This window comes from Nonomuraea sp. NPDC051941 (assembly GCF_044593615.1).
In genome coordinates, this window is sequence record NZ_JBIUCF010000027.1 from 111144 (window position 1) to 129732 (window position 18589).

The window sequence follows — 18589 nt, forward strand, 5'->3', positions numbered from 1 at the left end:
AACGACAATGGGGGCGTCATGACCGAAACCATGCCCGATTACCCCTTTCCGCGCACGACGGCACTGGAGCCGCCGAAGGAGTGGGCCGAGCTGCAGGACCGCTGCCCCGTGGCCCACGTGCGGCTGCCCAGCGGCGACGCCGCCACGCTGCTGACCCGCTACGACGACGTCCGCGCGCTGCTCACCGACACCAGCTTCCAGCGCGGAGGCGAGGGCGCGGCGCGGGTGTCCACGACGGACGACGGTGGGATCTTCTCCCGCAGCAGCACCACCCGCATGCGGGAGGGCGAGGACCACCTGCGGTGGCGGCGGCTGCTCAGCAAGTCCTTCACCATCCGCAAGATGGAGTCCTGGCGCCCCCGGGTGCAGCAGATGACCGACGAGCTCATCGACGACCTGCTCAAGTCCGGCTCGCCCGCCAACCTGTCGGTCCAGCTGGGCCTGCCGCTGCCGGTGCGGGTCATCTGCGCCCTCGTCGGCGCCCCCAGCGAGGACCAGGACAAGTTCGCGCACTGGTCCCAGGTCATGCTGACGCTGACGCGCTACACGCAGGAGGAGGTGCTGAAGACGTACGAGGAGTTCGGCGCGTACACCTCCGCCCTCGTCGAGGAGAAGCGGACGGACCCCGGCGACGACCTGCTCAGCGAGCTGACCCAGATCTCCGACAGCGAGGACGGCCGGCTCAGCCACGAAGAGCTGATCACCACCGTGATGGCGCTGCTGCTGGCCGGGCACGAGACCACGTCCAACATGATCGCCATCATGGCCGCGATGCTGCTGGCTGAGCCGGAGCGCTACCAGGCGGTCGTCGACGACCCGGAGCTGATCCCCGGCACCGTCGAGGAGGTGCTGCGGCTGGACAGCACGCTGAGCGTGGTCGGCTTCCCCAGGGTCGCCACCCAGGACTCCGAGTTCGCCGGCACCGCGGTGCCCGTGGGCAGCACCGTCATCCCGTGCCGGCCCGCGGCCAACCGGGACCCGCGCAAGTTCGCCGATCCGGACGCGTTCGACCCGCGCAGGGACAACGCCAACCAGCACCTGACGTTCGGTGCGGGCCCGCACTACTGCCTCGGCCAGCCGCTGGCCAGGCTGGAGCTGCAGGTCGTGCTCGGCACGCTCGCCCGCAGGCTGCCCACCCTGCGCCTGCGCGACAGCGCCGACGAGCTGAAGCTGCGCACCGGGCTGCTGTCGGGCGGGCTCCAGGACGTGTGGGTCACATGGTGAGCTCGCGATGACCGTTCAGGCGTCCGCGCGCGCGGTGACCGCCAGGAGCGCGATCATGCGTGCGGCGGAACGCCTGTACGCCACCGAAGGCTTCGCCGGGGTGTCGATCCGGCAGATCGGCGAAGCCGCCGGGCAGCGCAACAAGTCCGCGGTGCAGTATCACTTCACCTCCCGTGACGAACTCGTCAAGGCCATCCTGGCCGAGCACGCCGAGGCCATGGAGGTGCACCGGCTGGCGATGATGAGCCGGCTCGGCGATCCCGGTGAGATGTCGCCGCGCGACCGGATCCGCTGCGTCGTCCTGCCCCACATCGAACGCCACGTCGACCTGGGCGTCCCCTCCTGGTACGGCCGCTTCCTCGCCCAGGTCGTCGTCGAGCCCGCGCTGCGCGAGTACGCCGTCAGCGTTCACCTGGAGCGGCCGTCCCTGCGTCGCCTGTACGACGCCACGCGGGAGCCGGGCGAGCCCGATCCAGGCCGGGCCGCACGGCGGGAGGCCATGACCCGCGTGCTCATCGTGCACATGTGCGCCGAACTGGAACGCGACCTGGCCGCAGGCGACACCACCGCATGGGGACGAGATCTGGCCACCGGTCACGCCACCGCCGCGTCCGCCGCGACGGCCTGGCGGCGACTGGGCGACGACCTCGTCACGGCCGTCTGCGGCCTCCTCGGCGCCCTGCGATCCGACCCACGCTGACCGCCATCCAGCGCTGACCGCCGTCCAGGGCCGGCCACCGGGCAAGGCTGGGTGGCGCGCTTGTCCGTGACTTGGCCGCGGGTTGGGCGCGGCTCGGCGCGCGTCCAAGAAGTCGCGAAGTCCGCGACAAGTGCGTCTGCCTAACGTTGCCCCGTGGACGCCCAGCAGGGCATCCGGACCCCCGCCGGGCGGCGGGGTGCTCATCCGACTTCTCCCGGGAGGGGCCGCAGATGCCAGGCGAGACTTTCATCCTCACCGCGGACGGGAACGCGCGCGCCGAGCGGGTGGCCGTGCTGGTCGAATCCCGCTGGGCCGAGATCGCCGACGGCCGGACGGCGCCGCGCGGCAACCCGTACCTGAGGGGCCTGATGTCCGCGCTGCTGTGGGCGGCGCTGGCCGTGCTCGGGTCGGTCATGTACGTGTTCGGCTGGGTGCTGTTCGGCGGCGGCGGCGCGTGAGAGGGCAGGTCACGGGGCTAGGCTCGCAATGAGCTAGTGTGCTATGGAATCAATAGCACGCCCGGTTCCGGGTGGTACCGGGAGGTAGGCTGGTCACCATGGCTGAACACGTCTCCGAGACCGTCGCGACGGACGGGAGCCCGCATGGCATCTCGTGCGACGTGCAGTTCGTCGATGTGTTCAAGGTGCTCGGCAAGCGCTGGAACGGCATGATCCTCGTCGCGCTGATGCAGCGGCCCGCGCGCTTCGGCGAGCTGGCCAAGTCGATCTCCGGGATCACCGACGGCATCCTGTCCGATCGCCTGCGGGAGCTGATGGCGGCGAGCCTCGTCGAGCGCCAGCTGGCCGACGGCCCCGCCACGGCGGTCCTCTACCGGCTCACCCCCATCGGCGAGGACCTGCGCGGCGCCTTCCAGGAGCTGCACGCCTGGGCCGCCCGCAACAACATCCACGAGCAGTGCGCCCCCTGATCGGCGGGCTTCAGCGCCGGGCGAGGTCGATGAGCTCGGCGTAGAAGCCGAGCGTCTCGTCGATGCCCGGCTCGCTCTCGGGGCTGCGGCCGGACGTGGCGAACAGGACGTGGTCCACGCCGGTGCCTTCGAGCCCGGCCAGGTCGTCGGCGATCTGGCGCGGCGAGCCGCCCAGGAACGGCCGGTCGTCACCCATCGGCTCGGCGGTGATCGGCACGTTGGCCCTGGCGACCACGGTGACCGACTCCGGGTCGCGGCCGGACTCCTCGACCGCCGCCCGGAAGGCCTTGCCGAGACCGAGCAGCGCGTCACGCGAGACGGCCACCGGATTGAGCCCGTCGGCGATGCGGGCCGCCCGCCGTACCCCGCCCGGCGTCATCGCGCCCAGCAGGATCGGCACCCGCGCCTGCACCGGCTTGGGGTTGATCTCCGACTCGGCGATCCGGGTGAACTTCCCGTCGTACGAGACGGGGTCCGGCCCCCAGCAGGCCCGCATGGCGGCCACGACCTCGTCCATGCCGGGCCCGATCCGGCTCATCGGCACCCCGGCCGCCTCGAACTCCTGCGGCATCCACCCCTGGCCCAGCCCGGCGACGACCCGCCCGCCGCTGAACTGGTCAAGGGTGGCGAAGCGCTTGGCCAGGACGGCGGCCGGGTGGAGCAGGGCGTCGATGATGCTGGTGCCGAGCTTGACGCGTGAGGTGAGCGCGGCCACGTAGCTCAGCGTCTCCAGCGGCTCGTAGGTCTGCCGGTAGACCTCGGGCACGGGCTGCGGCTCCCCGCCGCCCATCGAGACGGGTGCGACGGGCCGCAGCAGCCTCTCGTAGGTCCACACCGAGTCGTACCCGAGTCGTTCGGCCTCGCGTGCGACGCGGGCGATGTTCTCCGGGCCGGCCAGCGGGCCCGACGTGGGCAGGGCGATACCTAGTTCCATGCCCGAAGAGTACTATATTTTTCGTAGTTCGCTTGGCAAGGGTAAGTAAACTTCGGGATCTGTAGTGTCTTTGTGCGCGGCCCGGAAGGCGCGGATCGGCCGGTCGCGCAGGATGTTCCGCCCCCGGCATTGACCGCGAGGGCGGCGTGTCATACCTTCCCTACCGAAATGTTCGATTTCTGCCCGAAATTTTCGGGAGGCCAGATCTATGGGTAGGGCGCTGAAGTTGGCCGTCGTCGGGGTTCTGGGACTCGCCATGGGCACTGCCGGGGTGGCCGACGGGACGGCGTCGCCCGGTGGGCACTGGGTCACCACGTGGACGGCGATGCCGCAGCTCACCGAGCCGGGCAACCTGCCGCCCGCGCCGTACACGCAGGAGAACCTGGTCCTGGCCGACAGCACCGTACGGCAGACCCTGCGGGTGTCGGTCGGCGGGCAGCGGTTCCGGCTGCGCCTGTCCAACGCGTTCGGCGGCGCGCCGCTGCCCGTCACCCGTGTCACCGTGGCGCTCCCGGGCGGCGGGAAGGCCGGGGTGAGCGCGATCCGGCCGGAGAGCGTCCGCCCGGTGACGTTCTTCGGCCGGCCCTCGGCGGTCGTGCCGGTCGGGGCGCAGGTCGTGTCCGACCCGCTCGACCTCACGCTGGCCGCGGGCACCGTACTGACCGTGACCCTCTACCTGGCCGACGGCCAGGCCTCCACCGCCGTCACCTCGCATCCCGGCTCCCGGACCACCTCCTACCTCGCCAGGGGCAACCAGGCCGACGCGGCGGACCTCACCGGCGCCACCCCCGTCGACCACTGGTACTTCCTGAGCGGCCTCGAGGTCTGGGCCAAGCCCGCCACGGCGACGCTCGCGCTGGTCGGCGACTCGCTGACCGACGGCAGGGGCTCCACCACCAACCAGAACAACCGCTGGCCCGACCAGCTCTTCGACCGCCTGCAGGCTGACCGCCGCACCGCGGGCGTCGCCTTCGCCAACCAGGCGGCGGGCGGCAACCGCGTGCTCAACGACGGGCTGGGCCCCAACGTCCTGGCCCGCCTCGACCGCGACGTGCTCGCGCAGAGCGGCGTGAAGTGGCTGATCCTCTTCGAGGGTGTCAACGACATCGGCACCGCGGACGCCACCCAGGAGGCCCAGAAGAGGATCGCCGACGAGCTGATCGCCGCCTACGACCAGATCGTCGCGCGCGCTCACGCGCAGGACATCCGGGTGTACGGGGCCACGATCACGCCCTTCGGCGGCAGTTTCTACGACGACGCCCAGGGCTACCGCGAGGCGGCCCGGCAGACGGTCAACGACTGGATCCGCACGAGTGGCGCGTTCGACGCGGTGATCGACTTCGACCGGGCGCTGCGGGACCCGGCCGATCCCCGGCGGATGCTCGCGACCTTCGACGTGGGCGACCATCTGCACCTGAACCCGACGGGCTTCAAGGCGCTCGCGGACGCGGTGCCCGCGCGGTTGCTGCACCGGTAGCCCTCCCGTTCCCCGGCCCGCCGCACCCGTGCGACCCTCCGTACTGAGGGGCCCATCGGAGGAGGGGGCGGGGAGCGGGCGTCAGTCCCAGGGTTGCCGGTAGGACGGCTGGTAGGCGTGCAGGCGCAGGCGCAGGGTGAGGGTGACGGCGGTGCCGGCGGGCAGCTCCACCGTCAGGTGCGGGCCGTTCACCGGGGTCTCGGTGACCGACCGCACCGGCTCGTGGTGGACGTACTCGGTGTCGTGGCCGGTCCAGCCCGGCTCGGCGGCCGTGGCCGCGACGCCGGCGATCTCGTGCTCCCCGAACGCCCCCGCCTGCACGACCAGCACCCGGTCGGCGGTGGCGGAGAGGTTGACGAGCGTGACCACCGTGGCCTCGGGCTCGATCGAGCTGACCAGCGCCGCCACCTGCTCGGGCACGCCGGGACGGCGGAGTACGGCGTCGAAGTAGCGGACCCTGGCCTGCTGCAGGCCCCCGTTGTAGATGACCTGCGGCCCGCCCCACATGAGCTGCGTGAGGGCCTCGGTCACCACGGGGTTGACGTTCTGCCAGAGGTGGATGTCCGACTCGGGCAGGTCGCGGTCGGCGTTGTCGAGCAGCAGGGCGATGCGGCGGCGGGCCTGGGCGTGCGCGGCGGCGAGGATCCGCTCGGGATAGCCGGGGTTGTCGCCGCACAGGTACGCATACCAGGGCTCCTCGTGCCCGGCCTCCTCCTTGTCGCGGAACGGCCGCACCGTGGCCCAGTCGTAGCCGGTCGCGGCGCGCAGCGCGTCCAGGCGGGCGCGGTCCTCCGGGGCGCCGGTGTGGTGCCAGAGCGCGAGCGGCACCGAGGTCTGGACCGGGTTGTAGTCGAACCAGCCCTTGTCGCTGTGCCGGTAGGGGACCAGCAGCGTCGGCACGTCCACGTCGGAGCCGAGGTGGGCGCGCCAGCGGCCCTGGTTGGCCGAGTCGCTCTGGCTGAACGGCAGCTTCACGCCCCTGGCGATGACCGCGTCCAGCAGCGACCTGATGAGGTCCAGGTAGCCGTCGTCGCGGGTGGCCAGGGCGGCGCTGAGGGCGCCGACGGCCGTCGCCTGGCCGATGCTGTACATGCCGTGCGGCCAGGTCCAGCCGTAGTGGCCGCCGTACCAGCGCCCGTCGAGCAGGCTGCCGACCACGCCGTCGAGGCCGACGTTGTCGGGGACGACGCCGCCGTTCTCCTCGGCCCGGCGCCGCCAGGCTCCGACGTACTCGCGCAGCCAGGCGGCGTACCGCTCGTCTCCCGAGACGAGGTAGGCGTTGCAGACCAGGCCGGCCACGCTGAGGTTGCCGACCGCGTCGCCCCGGCCGAGGCGGCGCTGCATCTCGGCGCCCAGGCGGGGGTCGTCGGCGAGCGGCGGCACGGGCTCGCCGTCGGGGACGAGCCAGTCCAGCGGGTAGCCGTACTGCGCCGCCTCCGCCGCGGTCCACGGGTACGCGGGCGAGCCGGACACCCCTTCCCGCGCCCCCCGGCTGCCGTTGTGCGGGGCCTTGATGATGCGGTGCGCCGGGTCGTAGTTGCCCTTGGCCGGGTCGAGGTAGAGGTCGGCGAACCTGGTCGCCCGCCCGGCCCAGGCCGCCGGGTCGGCGGCGGTCAGGAAGTACGTGAACAGCAGGCTCTCGCCCTGGTGGAACCAGTCGTAGCCGATCTCGAACTCGTCGGCGAACATGCCCAGCTCGGTCATCTGCCCGACGACGCCGTGCCAGTGCCGGGCGCTGCCGTCGAGCAGGTCGTCCGCGCCGCCCAGCAGATAGAGCTGCGGCCAGTTGAAGAACGGCTCGAAGAAGTCGTCCGCGCCGTCGCGGGAGGACAGCCGGCCGGAGTACCGCAGCGAGCCGTCCGGCCTGGTGTAACGGTCGGAGAACAGCCGCCACCCGCTGTCCAGCAGGTCGAGCAGGGCGCGCTGGGCCAGCGCCCACGCCGGGGGGTCGAGGACGGGGACGCTGGCTTTCACGACGGTCATGTAACTCCTAGGAGAGGCGGTCATCCCTTGGTCGCGCCGGCGGTCAGCCCGGCGACCAGGAAGCGCTGGGAGAAGAGGAACACCAGCAGCACGGGAGCGATGGACAGCAGGGTCGCCAGGATGAGCTCGGGCGGCTGCACCTCGGCGTTGGCGCCGACGACGGGGTTGAACGTGGGGGTCGCGGCCAGCATCTGCGTGAGCCCGACCTGCATGGGGTAGTTGTCGCTGTCCGGCAGCATCACGTACGGCAGGAAGAAGTTGTTCCAGTTCGTCACGAAGCTGAAGAACGCGACCAGCGCGACCACCGGCTTGGCCAGCGGCAGCGCCACCCGCAGGAACGTCGCGCTCTCCCCGCACCCGTCCAGCCGCGCCGCGTCGAGCAGCTCGCCGGGGACGCTGGTGGAGAAGTAGATGTACGTCAGGTAGACGCCGAACGGGAAGAACGACATCGGCAGCACGACCGAGGCCGCCTGGTTGACCAGGCCGACGTAGCTGAGCTCCAGGAAGATCGGCAGCACCAGCGCGGTCCCCGGCATGAGCATCACGACCAGCGTGACGATCAGCAGCAGCCGCCGGCCGGTGAAGCTCATGAGCGCCATCGCGTAGCCGGCGGGGATGCTGACCAGCAGGGTCAGCGCCACGGAGAACGCCGCGTACGTGACGGAGTTGCCCATCCAGGTCAGCACGGCGCCGTCCTGGAAGGACATGAGGTGCTGCCAGTTGGTGACGAGCGAGCCGAGCGAGCCCGGCGACAGCGGGTTCCCGTGGATCAGGTCGGCCGGGCTCTTGGTCGAGGCGAGCACCAGCCACAGCATGGGGAGGACGAAGAACACCGCGAAGACCAGCAGGAACGCGATGACGAGCACCTTCGCGACAGCCCGCGCGGGGTCAGTCCGTGTCAAAGAGACCTCCCCGCGCGACGAACAGCCCGGCGCAGCACAGCGCCACGATGAGCAGGTCGACGGCGATCGCCGCGGAGCCGTTGAAGTCGTTCTGGTTGAAGGCGTACAGGTACGCGAGCTGGTTGATCGAATAGTCGTTGCCCACCACGCCGAAGCTGGCCTGGGAGATGAGCTGCGGCTCGACGAAGAGCTGCGTGCCCGCCGCCAGGGACAGGATCAGCATGTAGACGATCCACTTGCGCAGCATCGGCAGCTGCACCCGCAGCGCGATCTTCGCCGGCCCGGCGCCGTCCACCCGGGCGGCCTCCATGAGCTGGTGGGGGATCGTGTTCAGCGCGCCGTACATGACCACGATCCAGCCGCCCGCGCCGGTCCAGAACGCGATCAGGGTGAAGATCCACGGCAGGTGACCCGGCGAGATCACCTGCACGAAGGTCTCGCCCCAGAGCGCGCGGACGAGGTCGTCCACCGGGCTCACGGACGGGTCCAGCATGAACAGCCAGAGCAGCACGCTCGACGCGCCCGCCAGCGCGCCGGGGACGTAGTAGACGAACCGCAGCGCGGCCCGCGACCAGCCCGCGGTGAGCCGGTGGACCAGCAGCGCGAGCAGCAGGACCAGCACGGTCAGGGTGACCAGCCAGAGCACGAGGTAGGTCGCCACGTGCTCGACGGCGGCCAGGAACCGGAAGTCCTGCGCGGTCCTGACGAAGTTGGCGAAACCGGTGAAGACTCCGCGGGCATCGGTGAAGGCCAGATTGAGCGCGTACACCGTGGGCACGATGCCGAACGCGACCAGCAGCACCACGTACCCGGAGACGAAGACGTGCCCGGCGGAGAGCCGCAGTCTCGATCCGGTCACTTGGTGACCTGGTAGCCGAAGACCTGGGCCTGCTGCTCGATGGCCGTCTGCCACTCCGGGAGCAGCGACTCGACCGTCTTGCCCGCGGTCTGCCCGGGGATGACGGTCTTGGCCCAGACCGCCTCCTGGCTGAACTCGGGGGAGCCCCAGCCGGGCCACACCTGCCCGGCCGCGGCCGAGATCGGGCCGGCGAGGTCGCCGGCGTAGTAGCCGCTGTCCTGCTGCTTCTTGATCCACTTGGTCGCGGCCGGCGTGTACGCGGGATAGCCGGGGGAGAGCTCGACCTGGTACGCGTCGGCCGTCGCGACCCAGCCGATGAAGTCCTTGGCCGCGTCGAGGCGCGCGCTGTGCCGCGACAGCCACCAGGTGCCGCCGCCGACGTTGCCGGTCACCGGAGTGCTCTGGTCGGACCAGCGCAGGGCGTCACCCACGGCCAGCTCGCCCTTCGGAGTCTTGAGCGTGCCCTGGAAGACCGCGCCGCCGTACCACGCCGGGCCGGGCAGCATGAGCACCTTGTCGCCCTGGCTCTTGGCGAACTCGGGGCCGAACAGGGACAGCATCGACATGGTCTTGTTCGCGACGAGCTTGTCCATCATCTTCGCGGTGCGCACGCACTTGGGGTCGGTCGCCTTGACGGTGATGGCCTTGGGCCCGGTGACCTGGTTGGCCGGGCACTCGCCGCCCCACATGTAGATCTCCGGCGCCCACGCGTCACCGGCCGTGCCGATGATGTAGCCGGGGTGCTCGGCGGCCACCTTCTCGCCCAGCGCCTGGTACTCCTCCCAGGTGGTGGGCAACGTGTAGCCGAACTTGTCGAGCAGCTTCTTGTTGTACCAGAGCACCACCTGGGCCAGGTCGTTGCGCAGGCAGTAGACCGTGCCGTCCACGGTGCACACGTCGAGCGCGCCCTTGGCGAAGCCGCTCAGCGTGGCGTCGTCGAGCAGGCCCTTGTTGAGCGGGGCGACGAACGCGTTGTCGCCCTGCGAGGCCCAGGACGCGGTGTTGTTGTCCGTGGTGAACACGACGTCCGGCCAGCCCTCGCCGGCCCGGTCGAACAGCTGCACCTTGGTCTTGAGCGTGTTGGAGCCGTTGGCGTTGCCGTCGTAGGTGACGATGTCCAGCTGCACGTCGGGGTGTGCCTTCTGGTACGCCTTCGCGGCGTCGAGCCGGGTGGAGTCCACCCACACCAGGAGCTTGCCGGCCTTCTGCTCGGCGGGGGCGAAGCCGTACTGCGATCCGGCGGAGCCGGTCGGCTTCGCCTGGGTCGGGGCGTTCGGGGGAGCGCAGGCCGCGACGGCGAGCAGGGCCGCTGCCGCGGTGACCGCCAGGTGGGTGCGTCGTCTCATGGGGGCTTCCTTCGGACAAGGCGGCTTGAGGTACGTAAACGCCGTGTTTCGGGATATGACATCATACGTGTGACGTATTCACAATGCCCTACACTGAAGGGCGTTCAGGCGGACGGGAGGATGCGTTGACTCAGCACGCGACTACGGGGCCGTGGGATTCGACGCGGGATCCGCAGCCGCCCGAGCGGGCCGGCAAGCGGCCACCGCGCCGGGTCCGCGGGGCCAAGCTGGGCACCACCGTGGTCGAGCAGCTGGTTGACGACATCGTGCGCGGGGCGCTGCCGCCCGGCACGGCGCTCCCGCCCGAGGCCGACCTCTGCGAGGAGTTCGGGGTCAGCCGGACGGTGATCCGCGAGTCGGTCAAGGTGATCCAGGAGAAGGGCCTGGTCAGGATCGAGCACGGCCGCGGCACCCAGGTCACCGACTCCCGGCAGTGGAACCTGCTCGACGACGTCGTGCTCACCGCCGTCATCGCGCACGACGAGAACGTGACGTTCCTGGACGAGCTGGTGTCCGTGCGCACCGCGCTGGAGGCCGAGATGGCCGCGGCCGCCGCCCTGGCCCGCACCCCCGACGACGAGGAGCGCATCGGGGCCGAGCTGGCGGTCATGCGCGCCAACCTCGCCTCCACACCCGACTTCGCCGCCGCCGACGTGCGCTTCCACGACATGATCATGGCCGCGTCACGCAACCGGCTGGGGCGGGCCATCGTCAACAGCATCCACGACAAGGCCCGGACGAGCATGCTCTACCACGGCGAGTACAACGAGGCCGTGATGCGCCAGACGCTGGCCGAGCACCAGGCCATCAAGGACGCGATCGCGGCCGGCGACCAGGAGGGGGCGGCGGCCGCGATGCGCAAGCACATCACCGATTCCTGGAACCGCCGCCGCCCGTAATAGGCCCCGTAATAAGCCCTGACGCCATAGATCCGCGGGTCCGGCTCCATCTGGACGGGTGAGACCAGAGGAGAGCCCTTTTGCACCCCGACCAGCAGCGAGATTTCACCGAGTTCGTCGCCACGCGCTCGGACAGCCTGATCAGGCTCGCGTACGTGCTGACCAACGACCAGCACGCGGCCGAGGACCTGCTGCAGACGGCCCTGGCGAAGACCGCCGGACACTGGCGGCGGATCCGGGACAACCCGGAGGCGTACGTGCGCCGCGTCATGTACCACGAACAGGTCGGACGGTGGCGAAGTCCGCGCTGGGGCCGCGAACGCGTGGTCGAGGCGCCTCCCGACCGGGCCACGGGCGACCGGACCGGCGAGGTCGACACCCGCCTCAGCCTGGATCAGGCGCTGCGCGCCCTGCCGCCGCGCAAGAGGGCCGTCCTGGTGCTGCGCTACTACGAGGACCTGCCGGAGTCCGAGGTCGCCAAGATCATGCGCTGCTCGGTGGGGACCGTGCGCAGCCAGACCCACCAAGCCGTCGCCCGGCTGCGCGAGCTGGTCGGCGAGAACGTCACCCTGGAGGCCTGAGATGACCATCGACGAACAGCGGATCGCCGCGGAGTTCCGGCGGATGGCCGCCGAGGCCAGGCCCGTGGACGCCCTCGCGCACGCCCGGCGGGCGCGGACCGGCGCGCTGCGGCGCCGGCGCGCGACGTGGTCGCTCGCCGGGCTCGCGGCGGCCGCCTCCCTGGTCACGGCGGTGATCGTCGTGCTTCCCTCCGGCGACTCCGGCCCGGACACCGCGGCGGAGGTCGCCCGGCTGCCGGAGAACACCCCCGAGCAGTTGCAGGTCGTACGCGAGTGCATGCCCAACGGCGGCCCCGTCCACAACATGGACGGCAACCTGCGCCTCCCCGAGCAGGGCTCGGTGGAGGACTTCCGGGTGCTGGCCGAATACCGGGACAAGAAGGGCATGACCGCCCTGGTCGGCAGCCTCGCCGGCTTCGTCCTGTGCACCCCGACCACGCAGAAGGACATGGCGGAGCGGGCGGTCTTCACGTACTGGGGGTTCAAGCCGCCCGGGGACCTGACCGGCTTCCAAGGGGATCTCCAGGTGGACGCGTACACCTCGCACACGCATTCGTACGCGACGGGGCCGCAGCGGGTCCAGCACGACGACATGTACCGGGTCGTCGTCGGCCGGGTCACCTCGGGCGTGCGCCGGGTGGAGATCGACTGGGCGGACGGGCGGCGCACCGACGCGCTGCTGGCCGGCGGCTTCTTCATCGCCCGGGTGCCGGGGAAGCTGGTGCGGAATCCCGAGGACGGGTCGATGACGCTGCTGGACTCCCCGCCGGTCACGGTCACCGCGTACGGCTCGCAGGACCAGGTGCTGGGGCGGCAGAAGGACGTGGCGTTCGGCCCCCTGGGCCGGGGGAGCGGCTACTGAGATCGTCGGCGGTCGTCGGCAAAAAGTTCGTGCGGACGTCCGCGACACGCCGTAGCGAACCGCTCTTTGCTGGCATTAGTGGGCACTTTTCGACGTAACTCGACATAAGAGGTCCGTGTCGGGTTCGGGGGACAAGAAGGGCCGGGCCGGAGGATCGCTCATGTACCGTCTGCTGGGTGCCGTCGTCATCACCGCACTGGCCGTCATGGCGAGGCCCGCCGCTGCCGCGCCGTGGGAGGTCGACAACATCGCGCATCGGGGCGGATCCGGGTACGCGCCCGAGAACACCATCGTGGCCTGCGAGGTGGCCCGGACCCAGCGGGCCACCATGTGCGAGTACGACGTCCAGCAGACGAAGGACCAGCGGCTCATCCTGATGCACGACCAGACGCTGGCCCGCACCACCAACGTCGAGCAGGTCTTCCCCGGGCGCTCCCCCTGGCGGGTCGCCGACTTCACGCTCGCGGAGATCCAGCGCCTGGACGCCGGCTCGTGGTTCTCCTCCCAGTTCCAGGGCGAGAAGGTGCCCACCCTGGAACGGGGACTGCGGGAGATGAGCAGGAGCGGGGTCGGGATGCTGCTGGAGATCAAGCACGATCCGGCCAGCACGGACATCGACGAACGGGTGGCCGCCGAGCTGAGGAAGTACCGATCCCTGTGGAAGGGCAGGCGGCTGGCCGTGCAGGCGTACAACTGGGAGTCGATGCGGAACCTGCACGAGATGATGCCCGACCTCCCCGTCGCGTTGATGGGCAAGCCGGACGCCTCCCGGCTGGAGGACCTGGCCGGGTTCGCCGCCGCGGTCACGGTGCCGCACAGCGGCCTCACCGCGACCTACGTCAGGCAGGTCCACGAGCACGGCATGCGGGTCTACACGTGGACGACGGACCGGCGGGCCGTCATCCGCCGCCTCATGTCGTACGGCGTGGACGGCATCATGACCGGGCGGCCCGACCAGATCGACGCCGTCAAGCGCCGGGCCATGCGCGTGGTCATGAGGGCTGGCGGAGGTCGGCTATGAGGTCGTCGCCGGACGCCGCGAGCCGGTGCTCGATGACGTCGGCGAGGTCGGTGTCCATGTCGGGCCCGTAGAAGTCCTCGGCGAGGTCGAGGTGGCGGCGCATCGCCTCGCGGGCCCCGTCGGGGTCGCGGTCGAGGATGGCCTCCAGGATCACGGTGTGCAGGGGCTCGCCGGCCTCCCGGACCTCGCGGTCGCTGAGGCTGCGCAGCATCAGCCCGTAGGTGAGGTCCTGGATCGCGGTGAACATCATGTGGATGACCGGATTGCCCGAGGCCCTGGCGATGGTCTCGTGGAAGGCGAGATCGACCCGCGCCCTGGCGTGCACGTCGCCCGGCCGGGCGAAGAGCTGGTGGACCCGCAGCAGGTCGGTACGGTCGCGCTTGCTCGCGTTGGCCGCGGCCAGGCTCGCCGCCTCGGTCTCCAGCATCACCCGCGCCCGCATGAGCTGGCGGGCGGTCACCCCGGCGGCGCGGGCCGCGAGGTTCATCGGCCGCATCAGGTTCTCGGCCGTGTAGTGGCGGACGAAGCTGCCCCGCTGCGGTGAGACCTCGATCAGCCCGCGCTCCTGCAGGGCCTTGAGGACCTCCCGGATGACCGGGCGGCTGACCGCGAACTCGGTCGCCAGATCCCGCTCGGAGGGCAGGCGCACGCCGGGGGCCCAGTGTCCGGTCAGGATCCGGTCTTCGAGAACGGCGATCAGCGCACCCGGGCTGGTCGGCGTCTTCCCCCCGACATTGGGTTCGGCGGGGCTCTCGAGTGACGGTTTCCTCCCGCGCTCAGCGGTCATGCCGACCACGGTAGCGGCTCGCCACCGGTGCCGAGCCGCGCTCCGTGCCAGCACGCCCGCCCGTCCGGGCCGAACAGGTGAAGATCGGTCAGCGGCACATAAAAGGTCGCGCGTTCCCCGTCGCGCGGCCCGGTGCGGGGCGGCACGCGGGCGACGATCGCCCGGCCCGTGTCGTCGCGCAGGTGCAGGATGCTCTCGTTGCCGAGATTCTCCCGGTACGACAGCGTCGCCTCGATGGGCAGGGCGGCCCCGTCGTCGGCCCGTACGCGTACGGACTCGGGCCTGAACCCGACGCGCACCGACTCCGGCAGGTCGTCCGGCAACCGGGGCAGCCGCCAGCGCAGGTCGCCGCTGATCAGCTCCACCCCGTCCGCGCCGGCCCGCGCGGTGGCCTCGATCAGGTTCATCTGCGGGCTGCCGAGGAACGTGGCGACGAACACGGTGGCCGGCTGCTCGTAGATCTCGGTCGGGGTTCCGATCTGCGCGAACTCGCCCTCGTTGAGCACCGCGACCCTGTCGCCCATGGTCATGGCCTCGACCTGGTCGTGGGTCACGTACAGGACGGTCCCCTTGGTGCGGCGGTGGAACTCGATCAGCTCGGCCCGCATCTGAACGCGCAGCGCGGCGTCCAGGTTCGACAGCGGCTCGTCCATGAGGTACGCGGCCGGCTCCCGGATCATGGCGCGCCCGAGCGCGACCCGCTGCCGCTGTCCGCCGGAGAGCTGGCCCGGCTTCTTCCTGAGCTGGTCGGCGAGTCCGAGCACGCGGCTGGTGTCCTCGATCCGCTGCCGGATGACGTCCTTCGGCACGTGATGGGCACGCAGCCCGAACGCCAGGTTGCCCTCGACGCTCAGATGCGGGTAGAGGGCGTAGTCCTGGAAGACCATGCCGATCCCGCGGTCGCCTGGGTGGGCGTGGGTGACGTCCTTGCCGCCGACCGTGACCCGGCCGGCGCTGACCGGCTCGATCCCGGCGACGATGCGCATCAGCGTGGACTTCCCGCACCCCGACGGGCCGACGATCACCAGGAACTCCCCGTCGCGGACGTGCAGGTCGACGTCGGCGAACAGCACCTGGCCGCCGTACCGCTTGGTGACCCGTTCGATGCGGATGCCGTCGGTCATCGCTTGACTCCTCCGAGGGTGAGGCCCGAGACGTAGTAGCGCTGCAGCAGGGCGAACAGGACGAGCGGCGGCAGGATCGACAGCAGCGCCGCCGCGGTCTGCAGGTGGTAGACGATCCCGTGCTCCCCCTCGAAGGACGACAGCGCGAGCGGCAACGTCCAGAGCTCCTGCTCGCTGGCCGCGATCAGCGGCCAGATGAGGTTGTCCCACTGGGCCAGGAACTGCAGCAGCAGCACCGTCAGCAGGGCCGGGCGCAGCAGCGGGACGGCGATGAGGAAGAAGATGCGCAGCTCGCCGGCGCCGTCCACCCGCGCGGCGTGCAGCATCTGCGCGGGGATGCCCAGCGCGAACTGCCGGACCAGGAAGACGCCGAGCGCGCTGGCCACGAACGGCGCGATCAGGCCCTGGTAGCTGTTGAGCCAGCCGATCTCGCTGAGCGCCACGAACACCGGGATCATGACGACCGCCGGGGTCAGCGACAGCGCGATGATCACCAGGTTGAGCAGCGCGGCCCGGCCGGGGAAGCGCAGCCGGGCCAGCGCGTACCCGGCCGCCGCCGAGATCGCCACGTCCAGCACGGAGACCGCCGAGGCGATGACGAGGCTGTTCAGCAGGTAGCGCGGGAACCGGCCGTCGGTCATGATCTCGCCGAGGTTGTCGAACAGCGCGAACCCGTGGAAGCGCAGCCCGGACAGGTCGCTGTCGTCGGGCGCCGAGGCGAGCACGACCATGGAGTAGAGCGGCAGCAGCATCAGCGCCACGAAGCCGACGAGGGCCACGACGGTGAGCGAGTGGCGGATTCTCATTCCTCGTCACTCCTGATCAGCTTGAACTGGGTGAAGGCGAAGATCAGCAGCACCACGAGCAGCACGATCGCGATCGCCGACGCGTAGCCGAACCGGGAGAAGGAGAACGCGTTGTTGTACAGGTAGAGCGGCAGCACCTGGGTGGCGTTGACGGGCCCGCCCTTGGTGAGCAGGTAGGCCGGCACGAACGACTGCATGGCCCCGGTGACGGCCACCACGATCACGAAGGTGAAGGTGCGGCGCAGCAGCGGCACGGTGATCAGGAAGAACGTCCGCAGCGTGCGGGCGCCGTCGATGGCCGCGGCCTCGAAGACGTTGGCCGGCAGGGCCTGCAGCCCGGCCACGAAGATGATCACGTAGAGGCCGACGTACTTCCAGATGACCATCACGAGCAGCGCCCAGATGGCGTAGTCGGAGTCGGTGAGCCACGGGCGGGCGCCGACGAGGGTGTCGGCGAGCCCGCCGGTGGAGTAGATGACCTGCCACAGCACGGTGGCGCCGACCAGCGGCATCACCGCGGGGACGAAGACCATCCCGCGCAGCCAGGCCCGCAGCCGGCCGGGCTTGGCCAGCGGCACGGCCACGACCAGCGCGATCACGATGGTCGGGCCCACCGCGAAGACCGTGTAGAGCACGGTCACCCACACGCTGCTCCAGAACTCCGCGCTGGTCGCCATCTCGCGGTAGTTGTCCAGGCCCACCCACTGCGGGGTGCCCGACAGGTCGTACGAGGTGAAGCTCAGGTAGAGGGCCGCGAGCGCGGGCAGCGCCCAGAACAGGACGAAGTACACGATCGCCGGGGCGGCGAGGCCCGCGCCCGCGCGGGCCTCGACCCCGGCCATGGTGGCCCGCCGTGCAGCGGTCATTTGAGAATCCGCCCCACCGCGGCGTCGAAGGCGACCGCGGCCTCCTGGGCGGAGCGCTGCTTGTGGATCACCGACTCCAGCGCGTCGAGCAGCGCCTTCATCGTCTCGGTCCACTGGGGCAGGACCGGGCCGAAGTCGGTGTACGGGAGCTGCTCCTCCAACTGCTGGCTGGCCTTGTCGCGGGCGCTCGGCAGCTTCTGCCAGCCGGCCGCCGGGGTGACCAGGCCGGTGGCGGCCAACTGCTGGTCGACATGCTCGGACGTGGACAGCCAGTTAACGAAATGCCAAGCCGTATACGGATTTTTCGCCTTTTTGGCGACCATCCACCCCCATGAGTAGCCGGAGGCCACCTTTTCCTTGCCCGCCCAGTTCGGCACGACGGTGCTGTCGAAGGTCTTGCCCAGCTCGGCCTTGGCATTGAGCGCCGGGATGAGGCTGGAGGTGAACCGGCCGGACACCAGCATGGCCGCCGTGCCCTTGGCGAACAGGCCGAACGCGCCGACCGGGTCGTTCAGCTTGGGATTGCCCTGGCGGCCGTAGTATTCGAGCGCCTGCAGGCCCGCCGGGGTGTTCAGCCCGCCGCGTCCCGTGCTCTCGTCCACGATCTTCCCGCCGAGGCCGTTGATCAGCGGGATGAAGTTCAGCATCGCCCAGATGTTGTCGGCGAGCTGCCACTGGAGCCCGACCTGGGAGCCCGTGGTGAGCTTGGCGTTGAACTCCTCGACCTCCTCCCAGGTCGTCGGAGGCTTGTCGGGGTCGAGCCCGGCCTGCTCGAAGCGGTCGCGGCGGTACCAGAGGTGGACCGAGTTGAAGTCGATCGGGACGCCGTAGACCTGGTCCTTGTAGGTGAGGGCGGCGAAGGCGTTCGTGTCGAACCTGGTCTTGAGCTCGTCGATGGAGCCGGCTCCGAACTCCGCCGGCGGCAGCGGCGCGACCTGTCCCTTGGACGCCCGCTCGGCGAGGGTCCAGGCGCCGACCTTGATCAGGTCCGGTGGCGAGCCCGTGGTGAACGCCGTGGAGAGCTTGGTGTCGAGGTTGGCGATGGGGATGTACAGCGGCTTGACGGTGACCTTCGGGAACTGGCGCTGATACTCGGCGATCTTGGCGTTGAAGTACTTGGTGTTCGCCTGCTCCTCGTGCATCCAGACGTTGACCGTGCCCTGGGGCCCGGACTCCTTGGAGCCGACCGGGGCGCCGCTCGACCCGCAGGCGGCCAGCGGGGTCGCCAGGCTCAGCAGGGCGGCGCCGCGCAGGAGGTCTCGACGGGGGATATCACTCATGTGTCCGGTT

The 18589-nt window shown here is 70.6% G+C and carries 19 protein-coding genes; 9 read left to right on the forward strand and 10 right to left on the reverse strand.

Features of this window, described 5'->3' with window-relative positions; genetic code table 11:
* The first annotated feature begins 18 nt into the window (after positions 1-18).
* From ACIHFD_RS37780 to ACIHFD_RS37795, 4 genes are all read left to right on the forward strand, one after another.
* Positions 19-1224 (forward strand): cytochrome P450, encoded by a 1206-nt coding sequence (locus tag ACIHFD_RS37780; RefSeq protein ID WP_350740909.1) that lies wholly within the window; start codon positions 19-21, stop codon positions 1222-1224.
* Positions 1225-1231: 7 nt separating this feature from the next.
* Positions 1232-1924, forward strand: a complete 693-nt coding sequence (locus ACIHFD_RS37785) for a helix-turn-helix domain-containing protein (protein WP_355211191.1) — start codon at positions 1232-1234, stop codon at positions 1922-1924.
* A 230-nt stretch (positions 1925-2154) separates the two neighbouring features.
* Positions 2155-2382 carry a hypothetical protein gene (locus tag ACIHFD_RS37790; RefSeq protein ID WP_397371067.1) on the forward strand — a complete coding sequence of 76 codons (228 nt, stop codon included), beginning with the start codon at positions 2155-2157 and terminating at the stop codon, positions 2380-2382.
* A 98-nt stretch (positions 2383-2480) separates the two neighbouring features.
* Positions 2481-2852, forward strand: a complete 372-nt coding sequence (locus tag ACIHFD_RS37795) for a helix-turn-helix domain-containing protein (protein ID WP_355211188.1) — start codon at positions 2481-2483, stop codon at positions 2850-2852.
* Positions 2853-2862: 10 nt separating this feature from the next.
* On the opposite strand, the gene ACIHFD_RS37800 is transcribed toward ACIHFD_RS37795, so the two are convergent.
* Positions 2863-3786, reverse strand: a complete 924-nt coding sequence (locus ACIHFD_RS37800) for a TIGR03619 family F420-dependent LLM class oxidoreductase (RefSeq protein WP_397371068.1) — start codon at positions 3784-3786, stop codon at positions 2863-2865.
* A 208-nt stretch (positions 3787-3994) separates the two neighbouring features.
* Between ACIHFD_RS37800 and ACIHFD_RS37805 the strand changes: the two genes are divergently transcribed.
* On the forward strand, positions 3995-5263 hold the full coding sequence (locus tag ACIHFD_RS37805; RefSeq protein WP_397371069.1) for an SGNH/GDSL hydrolase family protein: 1269 nt from the start codon (positions 3995-3997) through the stop codon (positions 5261-5263).
* Between the two features lie 81 nt (positions 5264-5344).
* Here the strand turns inward: ACIHFD_RS37805 and ACIHFD_RS37810 are convergent, their stop codons facing one another.
* The 4 genes from ACIHFD_RS37810 to ACIHFD_RS37825 are packed head-to-tail and all read right to left on the reverse strand — an operon-like array spanning position 5345 to position 10353.
* Positions 5345-7246 carry a hypothetical protein gene (locus ACIHFD_RS37810; protein ID WP_397371070.1) on the reverse strand — a complete coding sequence of 634 codons (1902 nt, stop codon included), beginning with the start codon at positions 7244-7246 and terminating at the stop codon, positions 5345-5347.
* Between the two features lie 20 nt (positions 7247-7266).
* Entirely contained in the window at positions 7267-8148 is an 882-nt protein-coding gene (locus ACIHFD_RS37815; RefSeq protein ID WP_397371071.1) for a carbohydrate ABC transporter permease, read from the reverse strand.
* Entirely contained in the window at positions 8135-9007 is an 873-nt protein-coding gene (locus tag ACIHFD_RS37820) for a carbohydrate ABC transporter permease (protein ID WP_397371072.1), read from the reverse strand. Before ACIHFD_RS37820 ends, ACIHFD_RS37815 begins: the two co-directional genes overlap by 14 nt.
* Positions 9004-10353 (reverse strand): ABC transporter substrate-binding protein, encoded by a 1350-nt coding sequence (locus ACIHFD_RS37825; RefSeq protein ID WP_397371073.1) that lies wholly within the window; start codon positions 10351-10353, stop codon positions 9004-9006. The genes ACIHFD_RS37820 and ACIHFD_RS37825 overlap by 4 nt, the downstream gene beginning before the upstream one ends.
* A 125-nt stretch (positions 10354-10478) precedes the next feature.
* Here ACIHFD_RS37825 and ACIHFD_RS37830 point away from each other — a divergent pair, with 125 nt between their 5' ends.
* The 4 genes from ACIHFD_RS37830 to ACIHFD_RS37845 all read left to right on the forward strand — a co-directional run bounded on the left by ACIHFD_RS37830 (position 10479) and on the right by ACIHFD_RS37845 (position 13716).
* Complete coding sequence (locus ACIHFD_RS37830; RefSeq protein WP_397371074.1) at positions 10479-11252, forward strand: FadR/GntR family transcriptional regulator; 774 nt, start codon at positions 10479-10481, stop codon at positions 11250-11252.
* A gap of 80 nt (positions 11253-11332) precedes the next feature.
* Positions 11333-11833: a SigE family RNA polymerase sigma factor gene (locus ACIHFD_RS37835; RefSeq protein WP_355211169.1), complete on the forward strand. Its 501-nt coding sequence runs from the start codon at positions 11333-11335 to the stop codon at positions 11831-11833.
* 1 nt (position 11834) lies between these two features.
* Positions 11835-12695 (forward strand): hypothetical protein, encoded by an 861-nt coding sequence (locus ACIHFD_RS37840; RefSeq protein ID WP_397371075.1) that lies wholly within the window; start codon positions 11835-11837, stop codon positions 12693-12695.
* A 160-nt stretch (positions 12696-12855) separates the two neighbouring features.
* On the forward strand, positions 12856-13716 hold the full coding sequence (locus ACIHFD_RS37845) for a glycerophosphodiester phosphodiesterase (RefSeq protein WP_397371076.1): 861 nt from the start codon (positions 12856-12858) through the stop codon (positions 13714-13716).
* Here ACIHFD_RS37845 and ACIHFD_RS37850 read toward each other — a convergent pair.
* Genes ACIHFD_RS37850 through ACIHFD_RS37870 form a run of 5 tightly spaced genes read right to left on the reverse strand, consistent with a single transcriptional unit; the run spans position 13688 to position 18579 of the window.
* A complete protein-coding gene (locus ACIHFD_RS37850) occupies positions 13688-14503 on the reverse strand; it encodes a FadR/GntR family transcriptional regulator (protein ID WP_397371077.1) in 816 nt (271 codons plus the stop codon). The two genes, ACIHFD_RS37845 and ACIHFD_RS37850, sit on opposite strands and share 29 nt — an antisense overlap.
* Complete coding sequence (locus ACIHFD_RS37855) at positions 14500-15627, reverse strand: ABC transporter ATP-binding protein (protein ID WP_355211161.1); 1128 nt, start codon at positions 15625-15627, stop codon at positions 14500-14502. The genes ACIHFD_RS37850 and ACIHFD_RS37855 overlap by 4 nt, the downstream gene beginning before the upstream one ends.
* Entirely contained in the window at positions 15624-16433 is an 810-nt protein-coding gene (locus ACIHFD_RS37860; RefSeq protein WP_397371078.1) for a carbohydrate ABC transporter permease, read from the reverse strand. Before ACIHFD_RS37860 ends, ACIHFD_RS37855 begins: the two co-directional genes overlap by 4 nt.
* Positions 16430-17299, reverse strand: a complete 870-nt coding sequence (locus tag ACIHFD_RS37865) for a carbohydrate ABC transporter permease (RefSeq protein ID WP_397371079.1) — start codon at positions 17297-17299, stop codon at positions 16430-16432. Before ACIHFD_RS37865 ends, ACIHFD_RS37860 begins: the two co-directional genes overlap by 4 nt.
* Positions 17296-18579: an extracellular solute-binding protein gene (locus ACIHFD_RS37870; protein ID WP_397371080.1), complete on the reverse strand. Its 1284-nt coding sequence runs from the start codon at positions 18577-18579 to the stop codon at positions 17296-17298. The genes ACIHFD_RS37865 and ACIHFD_RS37870 overlap by 4 nt, the downstream gene beginning before the upstream one ends.
* Positions 18580-18589: the final 10 nt, after the last annotated feature.

Excerpts from the sequence above, each read along its gene's own strand:
- ACIHFD_RS37865 (WP_397371079.1), bottom strand. The coding sequence starts at position 17,299 with ATGACCGCTGCACGGCGGGCCACCATGGCCGGGGTCGAGGCCCGCGCG.
- ACIHFD_RS37800 (WP_397371068.1), bottom strand. The coding sequence starts at position 3,786 with ATGGAACTAGGTATCGCCCTGCCCACGTCGGGCCCGCTGGCCGGCCCG.
- ACIHFD_RS37860 (WP_397371078.1), bottom strand. The coding sequence starts at position 16,433 with ATGAGAATCCGCCACTCGCTCACCGTCGTGGCCCTCGTCGGCTTCGTG.
- ACIHFD_RS37790 (WP_397371067.1), top strand. The coding sequence starts at position 2,155 with ATGCCAGGCGAGACTTTCATCCTCACCGCGGACGGGAACGCGCGCGCC.
- ACIHFD_RS37870 (WP_397371080.1), bottom strand. The coding sequence starts at position 18,579 with ATGAGTGATATCCCCCGTCGAGACCTCCTGCGCGGCGCCGCCCTGCTG.
- ACIHFD_RS37810 (WP_397371070.1), bottom strand. The coding sequence starts at position 7,246 with ATGACCGTCGTGAAAGCCAGCGTCCCCGTCCTCGACCCCCCGGCGTGG.
- ACIHFD_RS37805 (WP_397371069.1), top strand. The coding sequence starts at position 3,995 with ATGGGTAGGGCGCTGAAGTTGGCCGTCGTCGGGGTTCTGGGACTCGCC.
- ACIHFD_RS37845 (WP_397371076.1), top strand. The coding sequence starts at position 12,856 with ATGTACCGTCTGCTGGGTGCCGTCGTCATCACCGCACTGGCCGTCATG.
- ACIHFD_RS37795 (WP_355211188.1), top strand. The coding sequence starts at position 2,481 with ATGGCTGAACACGTCTCCGAGACCGTCGCGACGGACGGGAGCCCGCAT.
- ACIHFD_RS37855 (WP_355211161.1), bottom strand. The coding sequence starts at position 15,627 with ATGACCGACGGCATCCGCATCGAACGGGTCACCAAGCGGTACGGCGGC.
- ACIHFD_RS37850 (WP_397371077.1), bottom strand. The coding sequence starts at position 14,503 with ATGACCGCTGAGCGCGGGAGGAAACCGTCACTCGAGAGCCCCGCCGAA.
- ACIHFD_RS37785 (WP_355211191.1), top strand. The coding sequence starts at position 1,232 with ATGACCGTTCAGGCGTCCGCGCGCGCGGTGACCGCCAGGAGCGCGATC.
- ACIHFD_RS37840 (WP_397371075.1), top strand. The coding sequence starts at position 11,835 with ATGACCATCGACGAACAGCGGATCGCCGCGGAGTTCCGGCGGATGGCC.
- ACIHFD_RS37780 (WP_350740909.1), top strand. The coding sequence starts at position 19 with ATGACCGAAACCATGCCCGATTACCCCTTTCCGCGCACGACGGCACTG.
- ACIHFD_RS37825 (WP_397371073.1), bottom strand. The coding sequence starts at position 10,353 with ATGAGACGACGCACCCACCTGGCGGTCACCGCGGCAGCGGCCCTGCTC.